The sequence below is a fragment of the Stenotrophomonas nitritireducens genome, assembly GCF_050984405.1.
Classification (GTDB): domain Bacteria; phylum Pseudomonadota; class Gammaproteobacteria; order Xanthomonadales; family Xanthomonadaceae; genus Stenotrophomonas; species Stenotrophomonas nitritireducens_B.
In genome coordinates, this window is sequence record NZ_CP158790.1 from 1,382,298 (window position 1) to 1,400,749 (window position 18,452).

The 18,452-nt window shown below is 67.3% G+C and carries 10 protein-coding genes; 4 read left to right on the forward strand and 6 right to left on the reverse strand.

Translation table 11 applies throughout. The features are described 5' to 3' along the window. The first annotated feature begins 60 nt into the window (after positions 1-60). A complete protein-coding gene (locus tag ABTV91_RS05840; protein ID WP_433853663.1) occupies positions 61-1,296 on the forward strand; it encodes an exo-beta-N-acetylmuramidase NamZ family protein in 1,236 nt (411 codons plus the stop codon). Positions 1,297-1,495: 199 nt separating this feature from the next. On the opposite strand, the gene ABTV91_RS05845 is transcribed toward ABTV91_RS05840, so the two are convergent. The 6 genes from ABTV91_RS05845 to ABTV91_RS05870 all read right to left on the reverse strand — a co-directional run bounded on the left by ABTV91_RS05845 (position 1,496) and on the right by ABTV91_RS05870 (position 14,517). Further along, complete coding sequence (locus tag ABTV91_RS05845) at positions 1,496-3,841, reverse strand: beta-N-acetylhexosaminidase (protein WP_433853664.1); 2,346 nt, start codon at positions 3,839-3,841, stop codon at positions 1,496-1,498. Positions 3,842-4,012: 171 nt separating this feature from the next. Next, the gene (locus ABTV91_RS05850; RefSeq protein WP_433853665.1) at positions 4,013-6,820 is read right to left on the reverse strand and encodes a TonB-dependent receptor; all 2,808 of its coding nucleotides are present in this window, start codon (positions 6,818-6,820) and stop codon (positions 4,013-4,015) included. Between the two features lie 115 nt (positions 6,821-6,935). Then, positions 6,936-7,958, reverse strand: coding sequence for a glucokinase family protein (locus ABTV91_RS05855; protein ID WP_433853666.1), 1,023 nt, complete (start codon positions 7,956-7,958; stop codon positions 6,936-6,938). A gap of 350 nt (positions 7,959-8,308) precedes the next feature. After that, on the reverse strand, positions 8,309-10,618 hold the full coding sequence (locus ABTV91_RS05860) for a family 20 glycosylhydrolase (RefSeq protein ID WP_433853667.1): 2,310 nt from the start codon (positions 10,616-10,618) through the stop codon (positions 8,309-8,311). Positions 10,619-10,728: 110 nt separating this feature from the next. Further along, complete coding sequence (locus ABTV91_RS05865; RefSeq protein WP_433853668.1) at positions 10,729-13,404, reverse strand: TonB-dependent receptor; 2,676 nt, start codon at positions 13,402-13,404, stop codon at positions 10,729-10,731. 90 nt (positions 13,405-13,494) lie between these two features. Continuing rightward, positions 13,495-14,517, reverse strand: a complete 1,023-nt coding sequence (locus ABTV91_RS05870) for a glucokinase family protein (protein ID WP_433853669.1) — start codon at positions 14,515-14,517, stop codon at positions 13,495-13,497. A 369-nt stretch (positions 14,518-14,886) separates the two neighbouring features. On the opposite strand from ABTV91_RS05870, the gene ABTV91_RS05875 reads away from it, so the two are divergent. From ABTV91_RS05875 to ABTV91_RS05885, 3 genes are read left to right on the forward strand one after another with little or no spacing between them, the layout of a single operon-like run. Continuing rightward, the gene (locus ABTV91_RS05875) at positions 14,887-16,179 is read left to right on the forward strand and encodes a sugar MFS transporter (RefSeq protein WP_433853670.1); all 1,293 of its coding nucleotides are present in this window, start codon (positions 14,887-14,889) and stop codon (positions 16,177-16,179) included. A 43-nt stretch (positions 16,180-16,222) separates the two neighbouring features. Continuing rightward, positions 16,223-17,299 carry a LacI family DNA-binding transcriptional regulator gene (locus ABTV91_RS05880; protein WP_433853671.1) on the forward strand — a complete coding sequence of 359 codons (1,077 nt, stop codon included), beginning with the start codon at positions 16,223-16,225 and terminating at the stop codon, positions 17,297-17,299. Between the two features lie 4 nt (positions 17,300-17,303). Then, on the forward strand, positions 17,304-18,329 hold the full coding sequence (locus tag ABTV91_RS05885; RefSeq protein WP_433853672.1) for an SIS domain-containing protein: 1,026 nt from the start codon (positions 17,304-17,306) through the stop codon (positions 18,327-18,329). Positions 18,330-18,452 lie beyond the last annotated feature (123 nt).

Below are 18,452 nucleotides of genomic sequence, written 5' to 3' on the forward strand. Positions count from 1 at the left end.
GATGATCGGCTATCGTTGCCCATCGCTTCCCATCTCCCGGATACGCGCATGCATGGATACATGAGAAACCTTCTGCTGTGCGGGCTGCTGTTGGCGGGGACGGCTTCGGCGCAGGCCACCGAGGCGCACGGCAGCGGCCCCGAACCCGGCATCGAAGTGCTGCTGCGCGAGCGCGCCGGCGACCTGAAGGGCAAGCGCATCGGCCTGGTCACCAACATGACCGGCGTGGACCGTGCGCTGCGCAGCGATATCGACCTGCTGGCCGCGCGCGGGGACATCCAGCTGGTGGCGCTGTTCGGCCCCGAACACGGCGTGCGTGGCGACGTGCAGGCCGGTGGGCATGTGGATTCGTCGCGCGACGCGGCCACCGGGCTGCCGGTGCACAGCCTCTACGGCGAGCACCGCGAGCCGACGCCGGCGATGCTGCAGGGCATCGACCTGCTGCTGTTCGACATCCAGGACGTCGGCGCGCGTTTCTACACCTACCCGTACACGCTTGCCAACGTGCTGCGTGCGGCCCGGCGCGACGGCATCCCGGTGTGGGTGCTGGACCGCCCGAATCCGGTCGGCGGGCTCAAGGTGGAAGGGCCGGTGCTGGAGCCTGAGCAGGCCTCGTTCATCGGCATGTTCCCGATCCCGGTGCGCCACGGCATGACCATCGGCGAGCTGGCGCGCCTGTTCAACGGCGAGTTCGGCATCGGCGCCGACCTGGCGGTGGTGCCGATGCACGGCTGGCAGCGCGGCGATGCCGAGCCGGGCGGGGCGATGCCGTGGGTGCCGCCGTCGCCCAACATGCCCACGCGCGATACCGCGCTGGTCTACCTGGGCACGGCATTGCTGGAAGGCACCAACGTCTCCGAGGGCCGCGGCACCACGCGGCCGTTCGAAACCATCGGCGCGCCGTTCGTCGATGCGCGGCAGCTGGCCGACACGCTCAACGCGCTCGACCTGCCCGGCGTGCGTTTCCGGCCGACCGCGTTCACGCCCAGCTTCTCCAAGCACGAGGGCAAGGTCTGCGGCGGCGTGCAGGTGCACGTGATCGACCGCGAGGCGTTCCAGCCGTTCCGCACCGGGCTGGCGGTGGTCAAGGCGCTGCACGACCTGTATCCGGACGCGTTCCGCTTCCAGTCCGACGCGCCGGGCGCGACGGCGGGCTTCTTCGACAAGCTGGCCGGCAATGCCTGGCTGCGCCAGGCGATCGAGCGCGGCGACACGCTCGAGGCGATGCAGGCGCGTTGGCAGCCGGAGCTGCGCCGCTTCGAGGCGGTGCGCGCGCGTTACCTGCTGTATCCCTGAGGCTGTCCTTCTCCCTGCGGGAGAAGGTGCCCGAAGGGCGGATGAGGGGCGGATGCGTCCATGAAGTGAACCATCGTGCTCCGCCTGCCCCATACTCCATCCCCGCCCCGCGCCCCGGCCCATTCCAGCGGCGTGGGCGCTTCAGGGCATGCGCGCCAGTTGCGCGCAAACCCGCTTTCCCACTTCGCAGGAGAAGGGCTTACCGGGCACCGGTCCGCAACGTCACCTGCTGCAATACCCACATTCTTGGCCGTGTGTCGCCGCTGAAGGTCATGCACAGGTCAGCGGTATTGCGGCTGCGTGGGCGCAGCGGCGCGTCCAGCGAGATGAAGCCATCCGCATCCGGCGCTTCCGGCAAGGGCACGGAAGCCAGCACTGGTCCTTCGCAGCCGTCGCGGACCTCGAATTCGCCATGCGCGGCCACCGCCCTGCGGAAGCCACGCTTGGCTTCCTCCTCGCGCAGCAGGCCGAAGTTGTAGGGAATGCGGCCGGCGCGCACCCGGATCGAGGCCACGTCCTGCAACTGCGCGCCTTCCCACAGCCAGCACGGGTTGAAGATGGTCACGTCGAAGTTCGCGCGCGCGCCATCGATCGGGTTGTCGTCCTCCAGCCGCAGCAGCAGGCGGCCGCCCTGCGGGCATTGCGCCAGGGTCTTGTCGGTGCGGGTCAGCAGCGATGCGGCGTCCAGGCTCCATTGGCTGGCCTTATCGGCCACCGGCCTGCCATCGAAGAAGGCGGCGGCCTTCAGATCCGTGGGCACCGGCAGGGTCAGCGGCGCGCGGTAGGCGGGCGACTGCGCCGACGGGGCGGTGCCGTCGGTGGTGTAGCGGATGTCGCCATAGCCCAGCGGATTGGACAGTTCGACGCGGACCTGGTTGCCGGCGCGGTCGTCCTGGCGCTGCATCGCCACCGACAAGGCGGTCTGGCCATAGGCGATGCCGAGCGCCCTGTAGCGCTGCAGCTGCACCGGCAGACGCACCAGGAAATCGTCATAGTCCTTGCGCTGCAGCGGTGTCCACGCAATCTCGGCCAACGCCGCCATGCGCGGGAATAGATTGTGCTGCAGGCGCTCCCAGGTACGTGTGTGCTCGGTCCACATGTTGGCCTGCACACCGATCACGTGCCGGCGCTGTTTGGCCTGCAGCTGTTCCGGAACCGGGTCGAACGCATAGATCTTCTGCATCGAGGTGAACTTGGGCCGGCCCGGCGGTTCGTCCGGCAGGTTGGTCTGCAGGAAGTCCAGATACAGCGTATTGCCCGGCGTCATCACCACGTCGTGGCCGTGGGTGGCGGCCTCGATGCCGCCCTCGATGCCGCGCCATGACATTACCGTGGCCTGCGGCGGCAGTCCGCCCTCGATGATCTCGTCCCAGCCGATCAGCTTGCGGTCGTGTTCTTCCAGGAACGTCTCCAGCCTCTTGAGCATGTGCGACTGCAGGGCTTCCTCGTCCTTGAGGCCGAGCTCGCGGATGTGCGCCTGCACCGCGGGTGAGGCCTGCCACTGGTACTTCACCGCCTCATCGCCGCCGACATGCACGTAGGGGCCGGGGAACAGCTCTATCACTTCGGCCAGGATGTTTTCCAGGAACTGCAGCGTCTCCTCGCGCGGATTGAACAGATAGGGGTTGACGCCCCAGTTGTGCGAAGGCTCGGTCGGGCCATCGACCACGCCGTGCTCCGGATAGGCCGCCACCGCCGCCTGCGCATGGCCAGGCACGTCGATCTCCGGGACGATGGTGATGTGGCGGGCGGCGGCATAGGCCACCACGTCGCGGATCTGCTCCTGCGTGTAGTGGCCGCAATACAGGTTGGGCGTGCCGTCGGCCCTGCGGCCGGCATCGCCCTGCGGCACCCGGCACCCGCCGACTTCGGTGAGTTTCGGGTAACGCTTGATCTCGATGCGCCAGCCCTGGTCGTCGGTCAGGTGCCAGTGGAACGTGTTGAGCTTGTGCGTGGCCATTGCGTCAAGCAGCGCCTTGATCTGCTCCACGCTCCAGAAATGGCGTGCGGAATCAATCATCAGCCCGCGCCATGCGAAACGCGGAGCGTCCTCGATATGCATCGCCGGCAGCGCCACCGCGTTGGCCTGTGGTCCGGCGAGCAGCTGCCACAGCGTCATCGCGCCATTGAAGAGCCCGTGCTCCTCGCCGGCTTCGATGGTGATGCCATCGGTAGCGATGTGCAGCGTGTAAGCCTCCGGCGATGTGCCGGACGGCGCGGGAACGATGCGGAACTCGATGCCCTGACCCTGGCCGTCAGCCAGCCGCAGCGGCGTGGTACTGCCCAGCAGTTCGGTGAATCGTGCGGCCACGCGGCTGGCCGCATCTCCCTGAGCACGGATCATGGTGGTCGCATCGACGACGAAGCGGCCATCGGCCGGCCGGACCACGGCCGGCAACGGAATCAACGGCACGCCCTTTACCTCGGCGGCCGGCATGGCCAGGGGAGGCGCGGTAGAGGACGCGGGCGTGCAGCCGGCGGCCATGGAGAGCGCGGTGAGCAGGGCGGCTGCCAGCGACATGGCGGCGATTCTGTTTCGGATCATCGTGACTCCCTGGAACTGGATGGAAGCGTGGCGGCGCGCGCCACGTTCGGCCGGCGGGGCATGCAAAGCAGGCCGCCGGTCACCACTGTAAAAAAAATCGGGCCTGGAAAAGCTCCAGGCCCGTTGGAGGAGAAAGAACGCAATCGGTATTCCCTGCTGGTGCTCCGCCCTTTAGAAGGCGAAGCGCAGCGAGGCCATGTAGCGGCGGCCGCTCAGGTAGGCACCGCGGGTGAGCTGTTCCACGCCCGAATAGGAGTGGTATTGCTCGTCCAGCAGGTTCATGCCTTCAAGGCCGACGGACAGGTTTTCGTTGATCCTGAAGGCGATCGACGCGTCCAGCGAGGCGTAGTCCATCGTCCACAGCTGGCGGCCGGCGCTGACGTTGGTGAAGTACTTGTCGCGCCAGCCATAGGTGACGCGCGCGGTCCAGGTGTCGTTCTCGAAGAACGGGCTGATGTTGAACTGGTTCTTCGAGTTGAACGGCAGCGGGCGGCCGCCGGTGGCTTCGCCATCGGAGTAGGTGTAGTTGGCCACGATGCCGAAACCAAGGCCGAAGTTCTGCTGCCAGGCCAGCGAATAGCCCTTGATCTTGGCATCGCCGGCATTGCGCGGACGATCCACCAGGTAGGTGTCGTTCTTGTTCTGGTTTTGGTTCCAGTGCGTCTCGGGCGTGGACTCGGTGAGGATGTAGTCGGCCACGTCGCGATAGAAGATCGAGCCGGCGATGATGGCGTTCTCGGAGAAGTACCACTCGGCCGAGAAGTCCAGGTTGGTGGACTGGTACGGCTTGAGGTTCGGGTTGCCGCCGCCGCCGGTCAGCGCGGTGTCGGAGAGCCACAGGTAGGACGAGATGTCGGTGTAGTTCGGCCGGGCGATGGTCTTGGCGGCGGAAGCGCGCAGCACCAGCGAGTCGGTGGCGTCATAGACCAGGTTCAGGTTCGGAAGCACGTTGTTGTACTTGTTCTTCTTCACCACCGGGTCGTAGGAGGCCGCAAGCTTTTCGGCGCTCCAGGTGCTCTGGGTGCATCCGGCCAGGCCGGTGTTGCACTCGTAGCTGCCCGATTCCAGGTCGGTGCGCACATAGCGCACGCCGATGTTGCCGCGCAGCTTGTCGAAGCTGAAGTCGGCCTGCACGTAGGCGGCGCCGATGTCCTCCTTGATCGACCAGTTGTTGCGCGCGAACTCCTCGGCGCTGAACGGCGAGACCACGGGCATGGTCTGCCACGGCGCCAGCCACCTCCCGCTGCTGATGTACTCGGCCAGCTTCCAGCCGTCGATGGTGAAGCGCTTGCCCAGGTCGCCATAGCCGTTGAAGCCGCCCAGGTAGTTGCCGGGCAGCTCGCGCGGATCGAAGTCCGAAGCCTTGGCGTCACCGTAGCCGCCCACTGCCGCCAGGCCGATACCCTGCTGGACCTGGCTGGTCTCGTGCTTGCGCTGCTTGTAGCCGAAGCGGACCAGGTAGACCGGCGAGTCGAGCTTGATGCCGAAGTCGACCTGACCATAGGTCTCCTTGTCGACGGTCGGCTTGTCGACCAGGTTGCCGCCCCAACCCGTATTCCAGTCCGGCTTGTCCGGGCTGCCCGAGGCGCCGGCCCAGCCGCCATCCATCTGGAACTGGTCCGGGTTGAGGAAGGGATTGTTGCCAGTGAACTTCACGCTGCCGGGCTTGCCCGGCGCATCGGCGATGGACCAGGTGTAGTCGGTGCGGGCCAGGAATTCACCGAACACCTGCTGCGGACCGCCGTCGGCCTTGGTGCGGCCGATGTGGGTGGAAGCGAACCAGCGCTCGTCGTTCCAGTCGAGCTTGACGTCATAGGTCGACGACTCGACGTTGGCGCGGCGGTTCTGCAGGTCGAACACCACCAGGCCGTTCTTGTGGCTGGCACTGGTGATCAGGCCATCCTTGACGGTGATGTCGCTCAGCGTCTTCAGGCTGTTCCAGGTATTGCCCTGATGGGTGAACATCGACTGCGCCATGTGGTCGAAATTGGCGTCGATCTTCAGCGCATTCAACTCGATGTTCATCTGCTCGACCGGCTTGAACTGCAGCGCCAGCGAGTAGGTCTTGCGCTCGCGTTCCTGTTCGAAGAAGTGCGCGCTGGTGGAGTTGGGGCCCACCGCGTTCGGGTTGGCGTACAGGGTTTCCGCACAGGTGCCGGTACAGGTGGCCGGCAGGGTCGGCTGTACGCCGCCGACCGGCGGCTTGGACCAGTCCGGCGGGAGGTTGGTCACCGAGCCGGGCGCGCCACCCACGCCGGCGATGTAGTCCTTGGCCCGCACGATGCCGTAGGACTCGATGCCATCGCGGCGGATGCTCTCGTTGGACGCCTGCGCCGAGACGATGACGCCGAAGTTGCCCGCGTCGTTCTTCCACGCGAAGGCGGCCGAAGCATTGGGGTCGGTCTTTTCCACGCGGTCGTTGCGGCCATAGCTCACGCGGCCGGACAGGCTCATCTTTTCCGGCATGTCCAGCGGCTTGCGGGTCGAGACGATCACCGTGCCACCGATCGAGCCCTCGTCGATGCGCGCTTCCGGCGACTTGAACACTTCCACCTTGCCGACCAGTTCAGGCGCGAGCAGCGAATAGTTGAAGGTGCGGGTCGGGAAGTCGGACATGTTCCAGTCGCCCGACGCGATGGACTGGCCATTGAGCAGGGTGCGGTTCAACGCCGGGTCGGTCCCCAGGATCGAGACCTTCTCGCCCTGCCCGTAGGCGCGGTCGATGGTCACGCCCGGGATGATGGTCATCGCCTCGGCCACGTTGGTGGCGGGGAACTTGCCCACGTCCTCGGCAGTGATGACGTCGACGATGGCATCGGCGTTGCGCTTGGTTTCCAGCGACTGCTGCAGGCTGGCGCGGATGCCGGTGACCACGACGCGGTCGAGGTCGGTCGTTTCCTTGCTGGCGTCCTGCGCGTGCGCGGAGAAGCTCAGGCAGGTGACGATGGCGGCGGACAGTACGGACTTGCGGTACCTCATGATGTCTCTCCTCATCATTGGCGGGATTGTGGGTTGAACCGGGGTTGCTGGTGATGGCCGGTGCATGGGCGTGCCCATGCGGGCGGTGTTCGCTGCTGCGTGGGTGGGAGCGTAGTCAGGTGCTGCGGTGCTGCAGATACCAACTGGCCGCGCCGATGACGCCCAGTTGCCCGTGCTCGACCAGCTTCACGGGGATGCGCTGCAGCGCCTTGGTCATGGGCCCCTTGTTGAGGAAGCGTTCGACGAAGGAGCTGCCGATGAGGAACTGGCCGAGCTTGGGCAGGATGCCGCCGGCCAGGTAGATGCCGCCCTGCACGCCGTAGAGCAGGGCCATGTCGCCGATGGTGGAGCCGAGGATTCCGCAGAACAGCTGCAGTGTCTCGACCGCGAGCGGATCGCTGCCGTCGCAGGCGGCGGCGCTGACGGCATCGGGGGTGGCGTGGACGGGCGCGGCGCCGCGCACGGCGCACAGCGCGGTGTAGAGATTGAGCAGGCCGGGCCCCGACAGCGCACCGTGTTCGATGGAGACGTGGCTGCGGTTGCGCAGCATCTGCTGCAGCACGGCCATTTCCAGTTCGGTGCTGGCGGCGAGCGAGGCCTGCCCGGCTTCGGTGGCGAGCACGACGGAGCGGTCGCCGACGGGAATCCAGACCGCGGCGCCCAGGCCGGTGCCGGGTCCGACGATGAGGGTGGGGCCGCGCGGCGCTTCGGCCGGGCCGGCGAGTTGCAGGACCTGGCTGCCGTCAATGTGGGCGGCGGCGTGGGCGACGGCCTCGAAGTCGTTGACCAGGTGCACGGCCTGGAAGCCGAGGTCGTCGCGGATGCGGTTGGCCGACAGCGGCCAGGGCAGGTTGGCGGAGATGACGGTGCCGTCGGCCAGCGCGTAGCCGGCGGTGGCGATGACGCACTCGCGCGCGCCGGGCGCGTGGGCGCGGAAGTCGGCAAGGATCGGGCCGAGTCCGGCGTGGTCGGCGCAGCGGTACCGGCGATAGGCGAGCACGTCGAAGGTCGGGCTCGGGCCCTGCCCGGTACGGATCAGTCCCACACGCACATGGGTACCGCCGACGTCGGCGGCGATCAGCGGCGCGGCCGACGTGGCGACGGTCAGGTCATGAGCTGGACTGAAGCTGGCGACCACGCGATCTCCCTGGATGTCTGCAGATCCCGGGGGAGCTGCGGCATCCGGAGTGTCGGTGTTACGTGACAACGATGTCAAGCTGATTTGCAAAAAATTTTCAACCAAGTTTCAGTGGTGTGCTCCTCCGTATCCTAATGAATACAATGGAAAAAATTATTTCACAGGAAACTTGTTGGCCGTACGTGAGGATTGGGGGGAGGGTTTCTCCTGTTGCGTGAAATTTTTTCGCATGTATCGGCGGCGACTTCCGGGCAACGGGCCGCTGCCCTGTGCAGGAAACGGGCCCAGACGGTGTGATTCCACAAAAGAGAAGGCCACCGTTTCCGGTGGCCTTCGGGTGATGCACTCACTCAGCGTGCGGTTTCCAGCTTTATCCAGTCCAGCGTCCACAGATTGGGCCGCGTGTCGCCGGTGAAACGGATGCAGAGGTCGGCGTGTCCGGCCGTGGCCGGCAGCGGCGCGTCGAGCTCGAGGAACCCATCGGCGCCCGGCGCGGCGGGCAACGGCAGCGACACCAGCGGCGTGCCCTTGCAGTCGGCCAGGATCTCCAGTTCGCCGTGCGCGGTGCGGGCCGGGACGAACTTGCGGTTCGGCTCGTCGTGGGCCAGCTGGAAGTTGTAGGGAATGCGGCCGGCCCGCACCTTCACCGCGCTCACGCCGGTGAGGTCGGCGTCCTGCCACAGCCAGCACGGGCTGAAGATGTTGACGTTGAACACCGCGCGTTCGCCCTCGGCCGGGCCGTCATCCTCCAGGCGCAGCAGCAGCTTGCCGTCGCCCGGGCACAGGTCCAGCCGGGTGTCGTCGCGCACGAGCAGCGAGCCGGCGGTGACGGCGAAGCGGCTGGCCGCGGCCAGCGGCTTGCCGTCGAAGAACGCCGCGGCGCGGACGTCGGCCGGCAGCCTGACCTGCAGCGGCTGCGCGTAGCGCGGCGACGCGGCGGTCACCTCGCTGCCGTCCAGCGTGTAATGCACCGCGTAGCCGAGCGGGTTGTCGAGTGTGACCGCGGCGGTGCCGGCGGCGCGGTCGCCGGTGTCGTGCATGTCCACCTGGAACGGCGTCTGCGCGTACTGGATGCCCATCGCGCGGTAGCGCTGCAGCTGGCGCGGCAGGCGCTGCAGGAAGCCGTCGAAACTGCGTTTGTCCTGCGGGCTCCAGCCGGTCTCGGCGACGGCGGCCAGGCGCGGGAACAGGTTGTGCTCCAGGTTGCGGTCGTTGCGCGTGTGCTCGGTGAACATGTTGGCCTGCAGGCCGAGGATGTGCTCGCGCTTGTCGGCAGCCAGCTCCGCAGGCACCGGTTCGAACTCGTAGACCTTGCGCAGTTCGATGGTCGCCGGGCGGCCCGGCGGCTCGTTCGGCGAGCGGGTCTGCAGGTAGTCCATGTACATGTGGGTGACCGGCGTCATCACCACGTCGTGGCCTTCGCTGGCGGCCTTCAGCCCGCCCTCGGTGCCGCGCCAGGACATCACCGTGGCTTCCGGCGGCAGCCCGCCTTCGAGGATCTCGTCCCAGCCGATCAGGCGCCGGTCGTGCTGCTCGAGGAACTTCTCCAGGCGCTTGATGACATGGCTCTGCATCTCCATCTCGTCCTTCGCGCCGACCTCGCGCATGTGCGCCTGCACGCGGGCCGAGGCGATCCACTGGTCCTTGACCGCCTCGTCGCCGCCGACGTGCACGTAGCGCGCGGGGAACATCCCGATCACTTCCAGCAGCACGTTCTCGAGGAACCGCAGGGTGCTTTCCTCGGTGTTGAACAGGTTGGGGAACACGCCCCACTGGTTGTCGATGGCCAGCGGCCTGTCGGTGGCGCCCAGCTCCGGATAGGCGACGATGGCGGCGGTGGCGTGGCCGGGCACGTCGATCTCCGGAATCACCTGGATGTGGCGCTCGGCCGCGTAGGCGACGATTTCGCGGATCTGTTCCTGCGTGTAGTAGCCGCAGTAGCGGCGCGGCTCGCCCGTGGCCTCGTTGCGCCCGGCATCGCCCAGCGGCACCCGGCAGCTGCCCACTTCGGTCAGTTTCGGGTAGCGCTTGATCTCCATGCGCCAGCCCTGGTCGTCGGTGAGGTGCCAGTGGAAGGTGTTGAGTTTGTGCTGCGCCATGGCGTCGAGCAGCTTCTTGATCTCGTCCATGCTCTGGAAGTGGCGCGCCGAATCCAGCATCAGCCCGCGCCAGCGGAAGCGCGGCGTATCTTCGATGGTGGCGGCCGCGGCGTGGCCGGGCACATCGCCGGTCAGCAGCTGCGCGGCGGTGACCGCGCCGTAGAACAGGCCGACGTCGTCGCCGGCGCTGACGTCGATGCCGGTGTTGGAAACCTTCAGCGAATAGCCTTCGGCGGTACGGGTGGCCGACGGGTCCAGGCGGAAGCGGATCTGCGCCTTGCCGGCATTTTCGGCCACGGCCAGGGTGGGCCCACCGTTCTGCGCGAGCAGCTGCACGAACCGGGCCGCGGCGCGGCGCGCGGCATCGTCGTTGCCGCCGGCCCGGGCGGAGCCGGCCAGTACGAAGTCCTTGCCGCCGGTCGCCTGGTAGCTGGCGGGCAGCGGGATCAGCGGCGGCGTGGACGCGTCGGCGGCGGCGTGGGCCTGCAGCGCGGTGATGCCAAGCAGCACGCAGCTGCCGAGCCAGGTTGCGCGACGGCGCATGCGGAGGGACTTCGTCATGGGGCGGAGCTCCTGTGTTTTCTGGAGGGTACCTGCAAAAAAACGCCGGGCCCGGAATGATCCAGGCCCGGCGCGTCACGCGGTCCGGCGATGCAGCGCGCCGGGATCGATCAGTACTTGAAGCGGAAGTTCAGGTAGTACTGGCGACCGTTCTCGTAGAACGCGCTCGGGATGGTGGCGCTCTGGTAGTACTTCAGGGTCGGGTTGTTGAGGTTCAGCGCATCGAAGCTGATGCTCATCCAGTCGGTCGCCTTGTAGCTCAGCGACAGCGACAGGGTGCCGAAATCGTCCTGGTAGTACGGGCTGGGGCCCTTCAGGCCGATCAGGAACGCCGAACGGTAGGTGTAGCTCACGCGCGCGCCGAAGGTGTCGTTCTCGAAGTAGCCGCCCACGTTGTAGGTGTTCTTCGAGGTGCCCAGCAGGTTGTTGCTGCCGTCAGCCCAGGTGTGCGAGGTGCTGCCATCGGCGTAGGTGTAGTTGGCGTTGATGCCGAAGTTGTCGCCGATCGGCTGCTCGTAGGCGACTTCCACGCCGGTGACCTTGCCGTTGGAGTTGACCGGCACGGCGACCTGGTAGGCCTCGAGCTGGTTGGTCAGTTCGCTGAACAGCATCTGGGTCTCGGTGCCGAAGGCCACGTAGTCCTTCAGGTTCATCGAGTACGCACCGACCGACAGCAGGCCGCGCGGCATGAAGTACCACTCCAGGTTCACGTCGAAGTTGGTCGACACCACCGGGTTGAGCTTCGGGTTGCCGCCGCCGCCGATGCGGCTCAGGTCCGAACCCCACGACGAAGCACCCAGCGCCGAGAAGTCGGGCAGGGTCTGGGTCTGCGAGGCGGCGAAGCGGAACACCAGGTCGTCGGCCATGTCGAACTTCAGGTTCGCGCTCGGCAGCACGCGGCTGTGCTTGTTGTTGAAGGACAGTGCCTTCCAGGCGCCGAACAGGCTCCGGACGTCGGCGTTGGCCGGATCGCTGACCGCCTGGTAGGTGTTGATGTCCTGGTCGATGTTGACGTAACGCAGGCCGACGTTGCCGCTCCAGCGGTCGCCGACGAAGTTGGCCTGGACGTAGGCGCCGAAGTTCTTCTCCTGCACCTTCCACTCGGCGCCATAGTTGTGGCGGCCGTCCGGACCGTCATTGTTCGACAGCCAGGTGGAGTTCTTGAGGATGGCTTCCTTCAGCGCTGCCGGGGTGAAGTACCAGAGGTTGCGCGGGAAGGTGCCGCCGATGCCGCCAGCGAAGCCGCCCGGATACGGAGCGGTGGCGCCGTTCTTGAGGGTGTCCCAGATGTTGCCCGGGGAAGCGCCTTCGGGCGACAGTGCCTCGCGCTTGTGGTCGGCATAGCGTGCGCCGAAATCGATCGAGCTCAGCGTGCCGTCGTTGAAGTACTGGCTGAAGTCGGCGGTGAACCACTTCTCCTTGTCTTCCGCGGTCACTTCCTGGTTGCCCCAGGTGCCGAAGCTGGTGACGCCGGCCGGGCTGATGTCGCCACCGACGTTCCAGTCCATCGGTGCGCCATTGCCATGGCTGGTCCAGCTGGCGCCACCGCCGTTGGCGGCGGTGACCTCGGCGATGAACTGGCGCGGAGTCGAGCCGGTGCCCTTGGTCGAACCGGCCTGGAACTTGGCGCTCAGGTTGTCGTTGATCTGCCAGTCGGCATCCAGGGTGACGTAGCTGCTCTTGGCGGTGGCTTCGCGGTAGATCATGTCGTAGACCGCATAGTTGGTCCCCGCCTCGCCGCTGTACTTGGCGTCGGTCAGCACGCCGTCCTTGACCACATAGCCCGCATCCGGCGACTCGGAGTTGGCGAAGTTTCCGCCCCACAACATGAAGTTGCGGTTGTAGTTGTTGGCGTCCATCTTCGACGTGAAGCCTTCCAGGCCCAGCGTCAGGTTGTCGGACGGCTTGAACTGCAGCCCCAGCAGGCCGCCCTTGCGTTCGCGGGTCTGCTCGAACAGGGTCGAACCCAGCAGGCTCGGCGCGTACACGCCGATCAGATCCGGATTGTTGAGGCCGACTTCGGTGAGGTTGCCGTCGCCGTCCTTGCCGGTGATCTGGAAGAAGCCGGACGGGATTTCCTGCGCTTCGCGGCGCAGCTCGCGCTTCTGGCTGAACGCCTGCACCATCACGCCGAAGGTGCCTTCGTCGTTCTTGTAGTTGAACAGGCCGGCCAGCTGCGGGTCGTTCGACTTGGCCTGGTCGGAGCGCACCGCGCCGATCGAGGCCTCGGCGGTGATCTGCTTGGCGAATTCCAGCGGCTTGCGGGTGATGATGTTCACCGAGCCGGTGGTGCCGCCATCCTGCAGCTTGGCCTGCGAGGACTTGTTCACTTCCACCGAGCGCACCAGTTCCGACGGCAGCAGGGTGTAGCTGACGCTGCGGCCGACGTTGCTGCCCTGGCTGAGCACGAACCAGTCGGCCGAGCCGACGCTGTGGCCGTTGATCAGGGTCTGGGTCAGGCTCGGGCTGGTGCCGCGCAGGCTGACGCGGTCGGCTTCGTCGAAGCCGCCTTCATCGGCGCTGGACGAGCTGATGTTTACGCCCGGCAGGCGCTGCAGGGTGTCGGCGACGTTGTGCGCCGGCAGCTTGCCGACGTCCTCGGCGGTGACGACTTCGACGCGGGCGTTGGCCTCGCGCTTGGTGTCCAGCGACTTCTCCATCGAGCCGCGGATGCCGGTGACGGTGATGGTGTCCAGGTCGGTCGCCTGGGGCTGCGCTTCCTGCGCCTGGGCGCTGAAGGCAAGGCAGCTGACGATGGCTGCCGAAAGCAGGGTCTTGCGATGCATGTTGTCTCTCCTCAACATCGGAATGAAAGGCACTGGCGTGCCGCGGTACTTCAGGTCTTGCTGGTGCATCTGTTGCTTATGCTGCGAGGCTTACTTGGCCAACTTTTCCAGATACCAACTGGCCGCGCCGATGACGCCCAGTTGCCCGTGCTCGACCAGCTTCACGGGGATGCGCTGCAGCGCCTTGGTCATGGGCCCCTTGTTGAGGAAGCGTTCGACGAAGGAGCTGCCGATGAGGAACTGGCCGAGCTTGGGCAGGATGCCGCCGGCCAGGTAGATGCCGCCCTGCACGCCGTAGAGCAGGGCCATGTCGCCGATGGTGGAGCCGAGGATTCCGCAGAACAGCTGCAGGGTCTCGACCGCGAGCGGGTCACTGCCGTCGCAGGCGGCGGCGCTGACGGCATCGGGGGTGGCGTGGACGGGCGCGGCGCCGCGCACGGCGCACAGTGCGTTGTAGAGGTTGAGCAGGCCGGGGCCGGACAGTGCGCCGTGTTCGATGGAGACGTGGCTGCGGTTGCGCAGCATCTGCTGCAGCACGGCCATTTCCAGCTCGGTGCTGGCGGCGAGCGAGGCCTGGCCGGCTTCGGTGGCGAGCACGACGGAGCGGTCGCCGACGGGAATCCAGACCGCGGCGCCCAGGCCGGTGCCGGGTCCGACGATGAGGGTGGGGCCGCGCGGTGCTTCGGCCGGGCCGGCGAGCTGCAGGACCTGGCTGCCGTCGATGTGGGCGGCGGCGTGGGCGACGGCCTCGAAGTCGTTGACCAGGTGCACGGCCTGGAAGCCGAGGTCGTCGCGGATGCGGCTGGCCGACAGCGGCCAGGGCAGGTTGGCGGAGATGACGGTGCCGTCGGCCAGCGCGTAGCCCGCGGTGGCGATGACGCAGTGCTCCACCGGCGGGTGGTGGCGGGCGAAATCGGAAAGGATCGCGCTCAGGCTCGCGTGGTCTGCGCAACGGTACTTGCGGTAGGACAGGATCTCGATCGCCCGGCCTTCGCCGCTGCCGGCGCGGATCAGGCCAAGGCGGACATGCGTGCCGCCCACATCCGCGGCGAGGAACGGCCGCGACGCACTGTCGAGCGGAAAGGTCTGCAGTGTGGGGGCGGCAGCGGTCACTCGGTTTCCCTATGGCGTTGGGGGAGCGCCCGTCAGGCGCCATCGGGGGCCGAGTCTGTAATCGTTCTGACAACGATGTCAACGGATAATTGAAACTTTCGATGCTGCGCCGCAGCGACATTTCGCGCAGTCGCGGCGCCCGTCGTTTTGTTGCATTCGAAAGCAGGTCGCTGGTGAATCCTGCGTTTGCAGGGCAAAGGCGTTGAGCGCCATGGCTCCGCCACGCCCTCGGCCGCGGTCGCGGTCGACGCACGCGTGCACGCGTTGTTGACAAATCCGTCGGCACCAACCAATAAATGTGACAACGTTGTTCCCAGTTACCACCGGTCGGCGTGAGCCGTCCCTCTCGCAGCTGCAGGAGCCTTGCCAATGTCCGCTGTTCCCGCTTCCACGCCGCGCAATGGCATGGCGTCCTCCATCGCCATCGTCGGCGGCCTGTTCTTCATCCTCGGATTCTTCACCTGGCTCAACGGCCCGCTGATCACCTTCGTGCAGCTCGCCTTCCAGGTGAGCGAGATCGCCGCGTTCCTGGTGCTGATGGTGTTCTACCTGTCGTATTTCTTCCTCGCCATCCCGGCTTCGTGGATCCTGCGGCGCACCGGCATGAAGCGCGGACTCGCGCTGAGCCTGGTGGTGATGGCGCTGGGCGCGGCGGCGTTCGGCCAGTTCGCCACGTGGCGCATCTTCCCCGGCGCGCTGGCCAGTCTGTTCGTGCTCGGCGGCGGCATGGCCCTGCTGCAGACCTCGGTCAATCCGTACATCTCCATCCTCGGCCCGATCGAGACCGCTGCGCGGCGCATCGCGCTGATGGGCATCTGCAACAAGATCGCCGGCATCCTCGCACCGCTGCTGCTCGGCTCGCTGGTGCTGCACGGCGTGGGCGACCTGGCCGCGGAAGTGGCCAAGGCCGATCCGGCCACGCGCGAGGCGCTGCTGTCCGGTTTCGCCGGCGGCATCCGCGGTTTCTACCTGGTGATGTTCGCGATCCTGCTGGTCGCCGCCGTCGCCGTCTGGTTCTCGCCGCTGCCGGAAGTGCAGGCCGAGGAGGCCAACGCCGCGTCGGGCGCCACCGGCGCCGCGGCGCGCACCAGCATCTTCCAGTTCCCGCACCTGTGGCTGGGCGTGATCTGCCTGTTCCTGTACGTGGGCGTGGAAGTGATGGCCGGCGACGCCATCGGCACCTACGGCCATGCCTTCGGCCTGCCGCTGGACCAGACCAAGTTCTTCACCTCCTTCACCCTGTTCGCGATGCTGGTCGGCTACCTGGCGGGCCTGGCGCTGATCCCGCGCGTCATCTCGCAGGAAAAGTACCTGGCGGTTTCGGCGGTGCTGGGCGTGCTGTTCACCCTGGGCGCGTTCTTCACCAAGGGTTATGTCTCGGTGGGCTTCGTGGCCGCGCTGGGCTTCGCCAACGCCATGATGTGGCCGGCGATCTTCCCGCTGGCGATCCGCGGCCTGGGCCGCTTCACCCAGACCGGCTCGGCCCTGCTGGTGATGGGCATCGCCGGCGGCGCGATCATTCCGCAACTGTTCGCGCTGCTCAAGCACCAGGCGCCGGAGCATTTCCAGCTGGTGTTCGCCGTGCTGATGGTGCCGTGCTACCTGTACATCCTGTATTTCGCTGTCAGCGGACAGCGTGCGGGCCGCGCGCATGGCGGCTGAATCGAGCATCATGGCGGACAGTCATTCCAGGCAGGAAACCGTCATGCGCAGGCCCACCATCAAGGACGTCGCCGAGCGGGCAAAGGTCTCGCTCAAGACGGTGTCGCGGGTCATCAACAACGAGCCTTCGGTGATGCAGGCCACCCGCGCGCGCGTGCTGCGCGCGGTCGCCGAGCTGGACTACGAACCGGATCCGTCCGCGCGCAACCTGCGCAGCAACACCACCTTCGTGATCGGGCTGGTCTACGACAACCCGAACCCGTACCACATCATCGGCGTGCAGAACGGCGTGCTGTCGGCCTGCCGCGAGACCGGTTTCGGCCTGCAGATCCATCCCTGCGATTCGACCTCGCCGATGCTGGCCGAGGAACTGGCCGACTGGGTGCAGCGTTCGCGCCTGGCGGGGCTGGTGCTGACCGCGCCGATGTCCGAGCGCCCGGAACTGGTGGCCGCGCTCAACGCGCGCGGCATCAAGACGGTGCGCATCATCGCCGCCACCGAGGACCCGGCCGACGGCGCCTGCGTGTTCGTGGACGACCGCGACGCGGCCTACGAGATCACCGAGCACCTGATCCAGCTCGGCCACCAGCGCATCGGCTTCCTGTGGGGCGGTCCGGAGCACCGTTCCAGCGGCGAGCGCTACGCCGGCTACGAGGCGGCGCTGAAGGATTACGGCATCACCCTGGACAAGCACCTGGTCATCCCGGGCGACTACACCTTCGACGACGGCTTCCGCGGCGCGCGGCGCCTGCTGGCGCTGCGCGAACCGCCGACCGCGATCTTCGGTTCCAACGACGAGATCGCCGCCGGCGTGCTGGCCGCGGCCAATTCGGCCGGGCTGAACGTGCCTTACGACCTGTCCATCGCCGGCTTCGAGGACAGCCCGTTCTCGCGCCAGTCGTGGCCGGCGCTGACCACCGCCAAGCAGGCCACCGGCGACATCGCGCGCCACGCCGCGCGCCTGCTGATCAGCCAGCTGCGCACCGACGCCTACGAGGACAACCCGGTGCAGCTGCAGAACCAGGGCTTCGTGCCGCAGCTGGTGGTGCGCGGCTCCACCGCGCCGCTGCGCCAGCAGCCGCTGCGGCCGCCTTCCCTTTCCCCCGATCTTTCCGAGTAGAACCATGTTGCCCAGCGAGACCGAAACCCTGATGTTCAACGAGGCCGCTTCCAGCGCCTCCGTGATCGCCGCGCAGTTCGCGCGCAACCATGACGTGGTGCGGGCGCTGGCCGCCGACCTGCGGCAGAACCCGCCGCCGTTCGTGGTGACCTGCGCGCGCGGCAGTTCCGATCATGCCGCCACCTACGCCAAGTACCTGTTCGAGACGCGGCTGGGCCTGGTGACCGCTTCGGCCTCGCCGTCGGTGGGCTCGGTCTACGAGGCGAAGCAGAAGCTGGACAACGCGCTGTACCTGGTGATCTCGCAGTCGGGCAAGAGCCCGGACCTGCTGCGCAACGCCGAGGCGGCCAAGGCCGCCGGCGCGCGCGTGGTCGCGCTGGTCAACGTCGAGGATTCGCCGCTGGCGCAGCTGGCCGACACGGTGATTCCGCTGGGCGCCGGCGCCGAGCGCAGCGTGGCCGCGACCAAGAGCTACCTCGCCTCGCTGGCGGCGATCCTGCAGCTGTGCGCGTACTGGCGCGACGATCCGACCCTGATCGCCGCGCTCGATGCGCTGCCGGCCGCCATGGCCCAGGCCTGGGAGTGCGACTGGACCGCGTTGACCGACGGCCTGGTCGATGCGCACAACCTGTTCGTCGTCGGCCGCGGCCCCGGCCTGGCCGCGGCGCAGGAAGCGGCGCTCAAGTTCAAGGAAACCTGCGGCCTGCATGCCGAGGGCTACAGCTCGGCCGAGGTCAAGCACGGGCCGATGGCGCTGGTGGGCCGGGATTTCCCGGTGCTGGCCTTCGCCCAGCCGGACGAGACCGGCGCCGGTACGCGTGCGCTGGCCGACGAGTTCGCCGCGCGCGGCGCGCGCGTGTGGCTGGCCGGCGAGGGCGGCAACCTGCCCGTCGCCGCCGCGCCGCACCCGCTGTGTGCGCCGCTGCTGACGGTGCAGAGCTTCTACCGGGCGATCAACGCGCTGGCGCTGCGCCGGGGCCATAATCCGGACCTGCCGCCGCATCTGAACAAGGTGACCGAAACGGTCTGACGGTTCTCCTTCTCACGCTTGGGGGAAAGGAGAGCGCTTTTTCCTTCTCCTCTCCGGGAGAAGGTGCCCCGAAGGGGCGGATGAGGGCAGGGATGAAGCCTTGTGCATCCAGGCATGGCGAAG

What these genes read in the sequence shown, in the direction of transcription:
- ABTV91_RS05840 (WP_433853663.1), top strand. Translation starts at nt 61, where the DNA reads ATGAGAAACCTTCTGCTGTGCGGGCTGCTGTTGGCGGGGACGGCTTCG.
- ABTV91_RS05845 (WP_433853664.1), bottom strand. Translation starts at nt 3,841, where the DNA reads ATGATCCGAAACAGAATCGCCGCCATGTCGCTGGCAGCCGCCCTGCTC.
- ABTV91_RS05850 (WP_433853665.1), bottom strand. Translation starts at nt 6,820, where the DNA reads ATGAGGTACCGCAAGTCCGTACTGTCCGCCGCCATCGTCACCTGCCTG.
- ABTV91_RS05860 (WP_433853667.1), bottom strand. Translation starts at nt 10,618, where the DNA reads ATGACGAAGTCCCTCCGCATGCGCCGTCGCGCAACCTGGCTCGGCAGC.
- ABTV91_RS05865 (WP_433853668.1), bottom strand. Translation starts at nt 13,404, where the DNA reads ATGCATCGCAAGACCCTGCTTTCGGCAGCCATCGTCAGCTGCCTTGCC.
- ABTV91_RS05875 (WP_433853670.1), top strand. Translation starts at nt 14,887, where the DNA reads ATGTCCGCTGTTCCCGCTTCCACGCCGCGCAATGGCATGGCGTCCTCC.
- ABTV91_RS05880 (WP_433853671.1), top strand. Translation starts at nt 16,223, where the DNA reads ATGCGCAGGCCCACCATCAAGGACGTCGCCGAGCGGGCAAAGGTCTCG.
- ABTV91_RS05885 (WP_433853672.1), top strand. Translation starts at nt 17,304, where the DNA reads ATGTTGCCCAGCGAGACCGAAACCCTGATGTTCAACGAGGCCGCTTCC.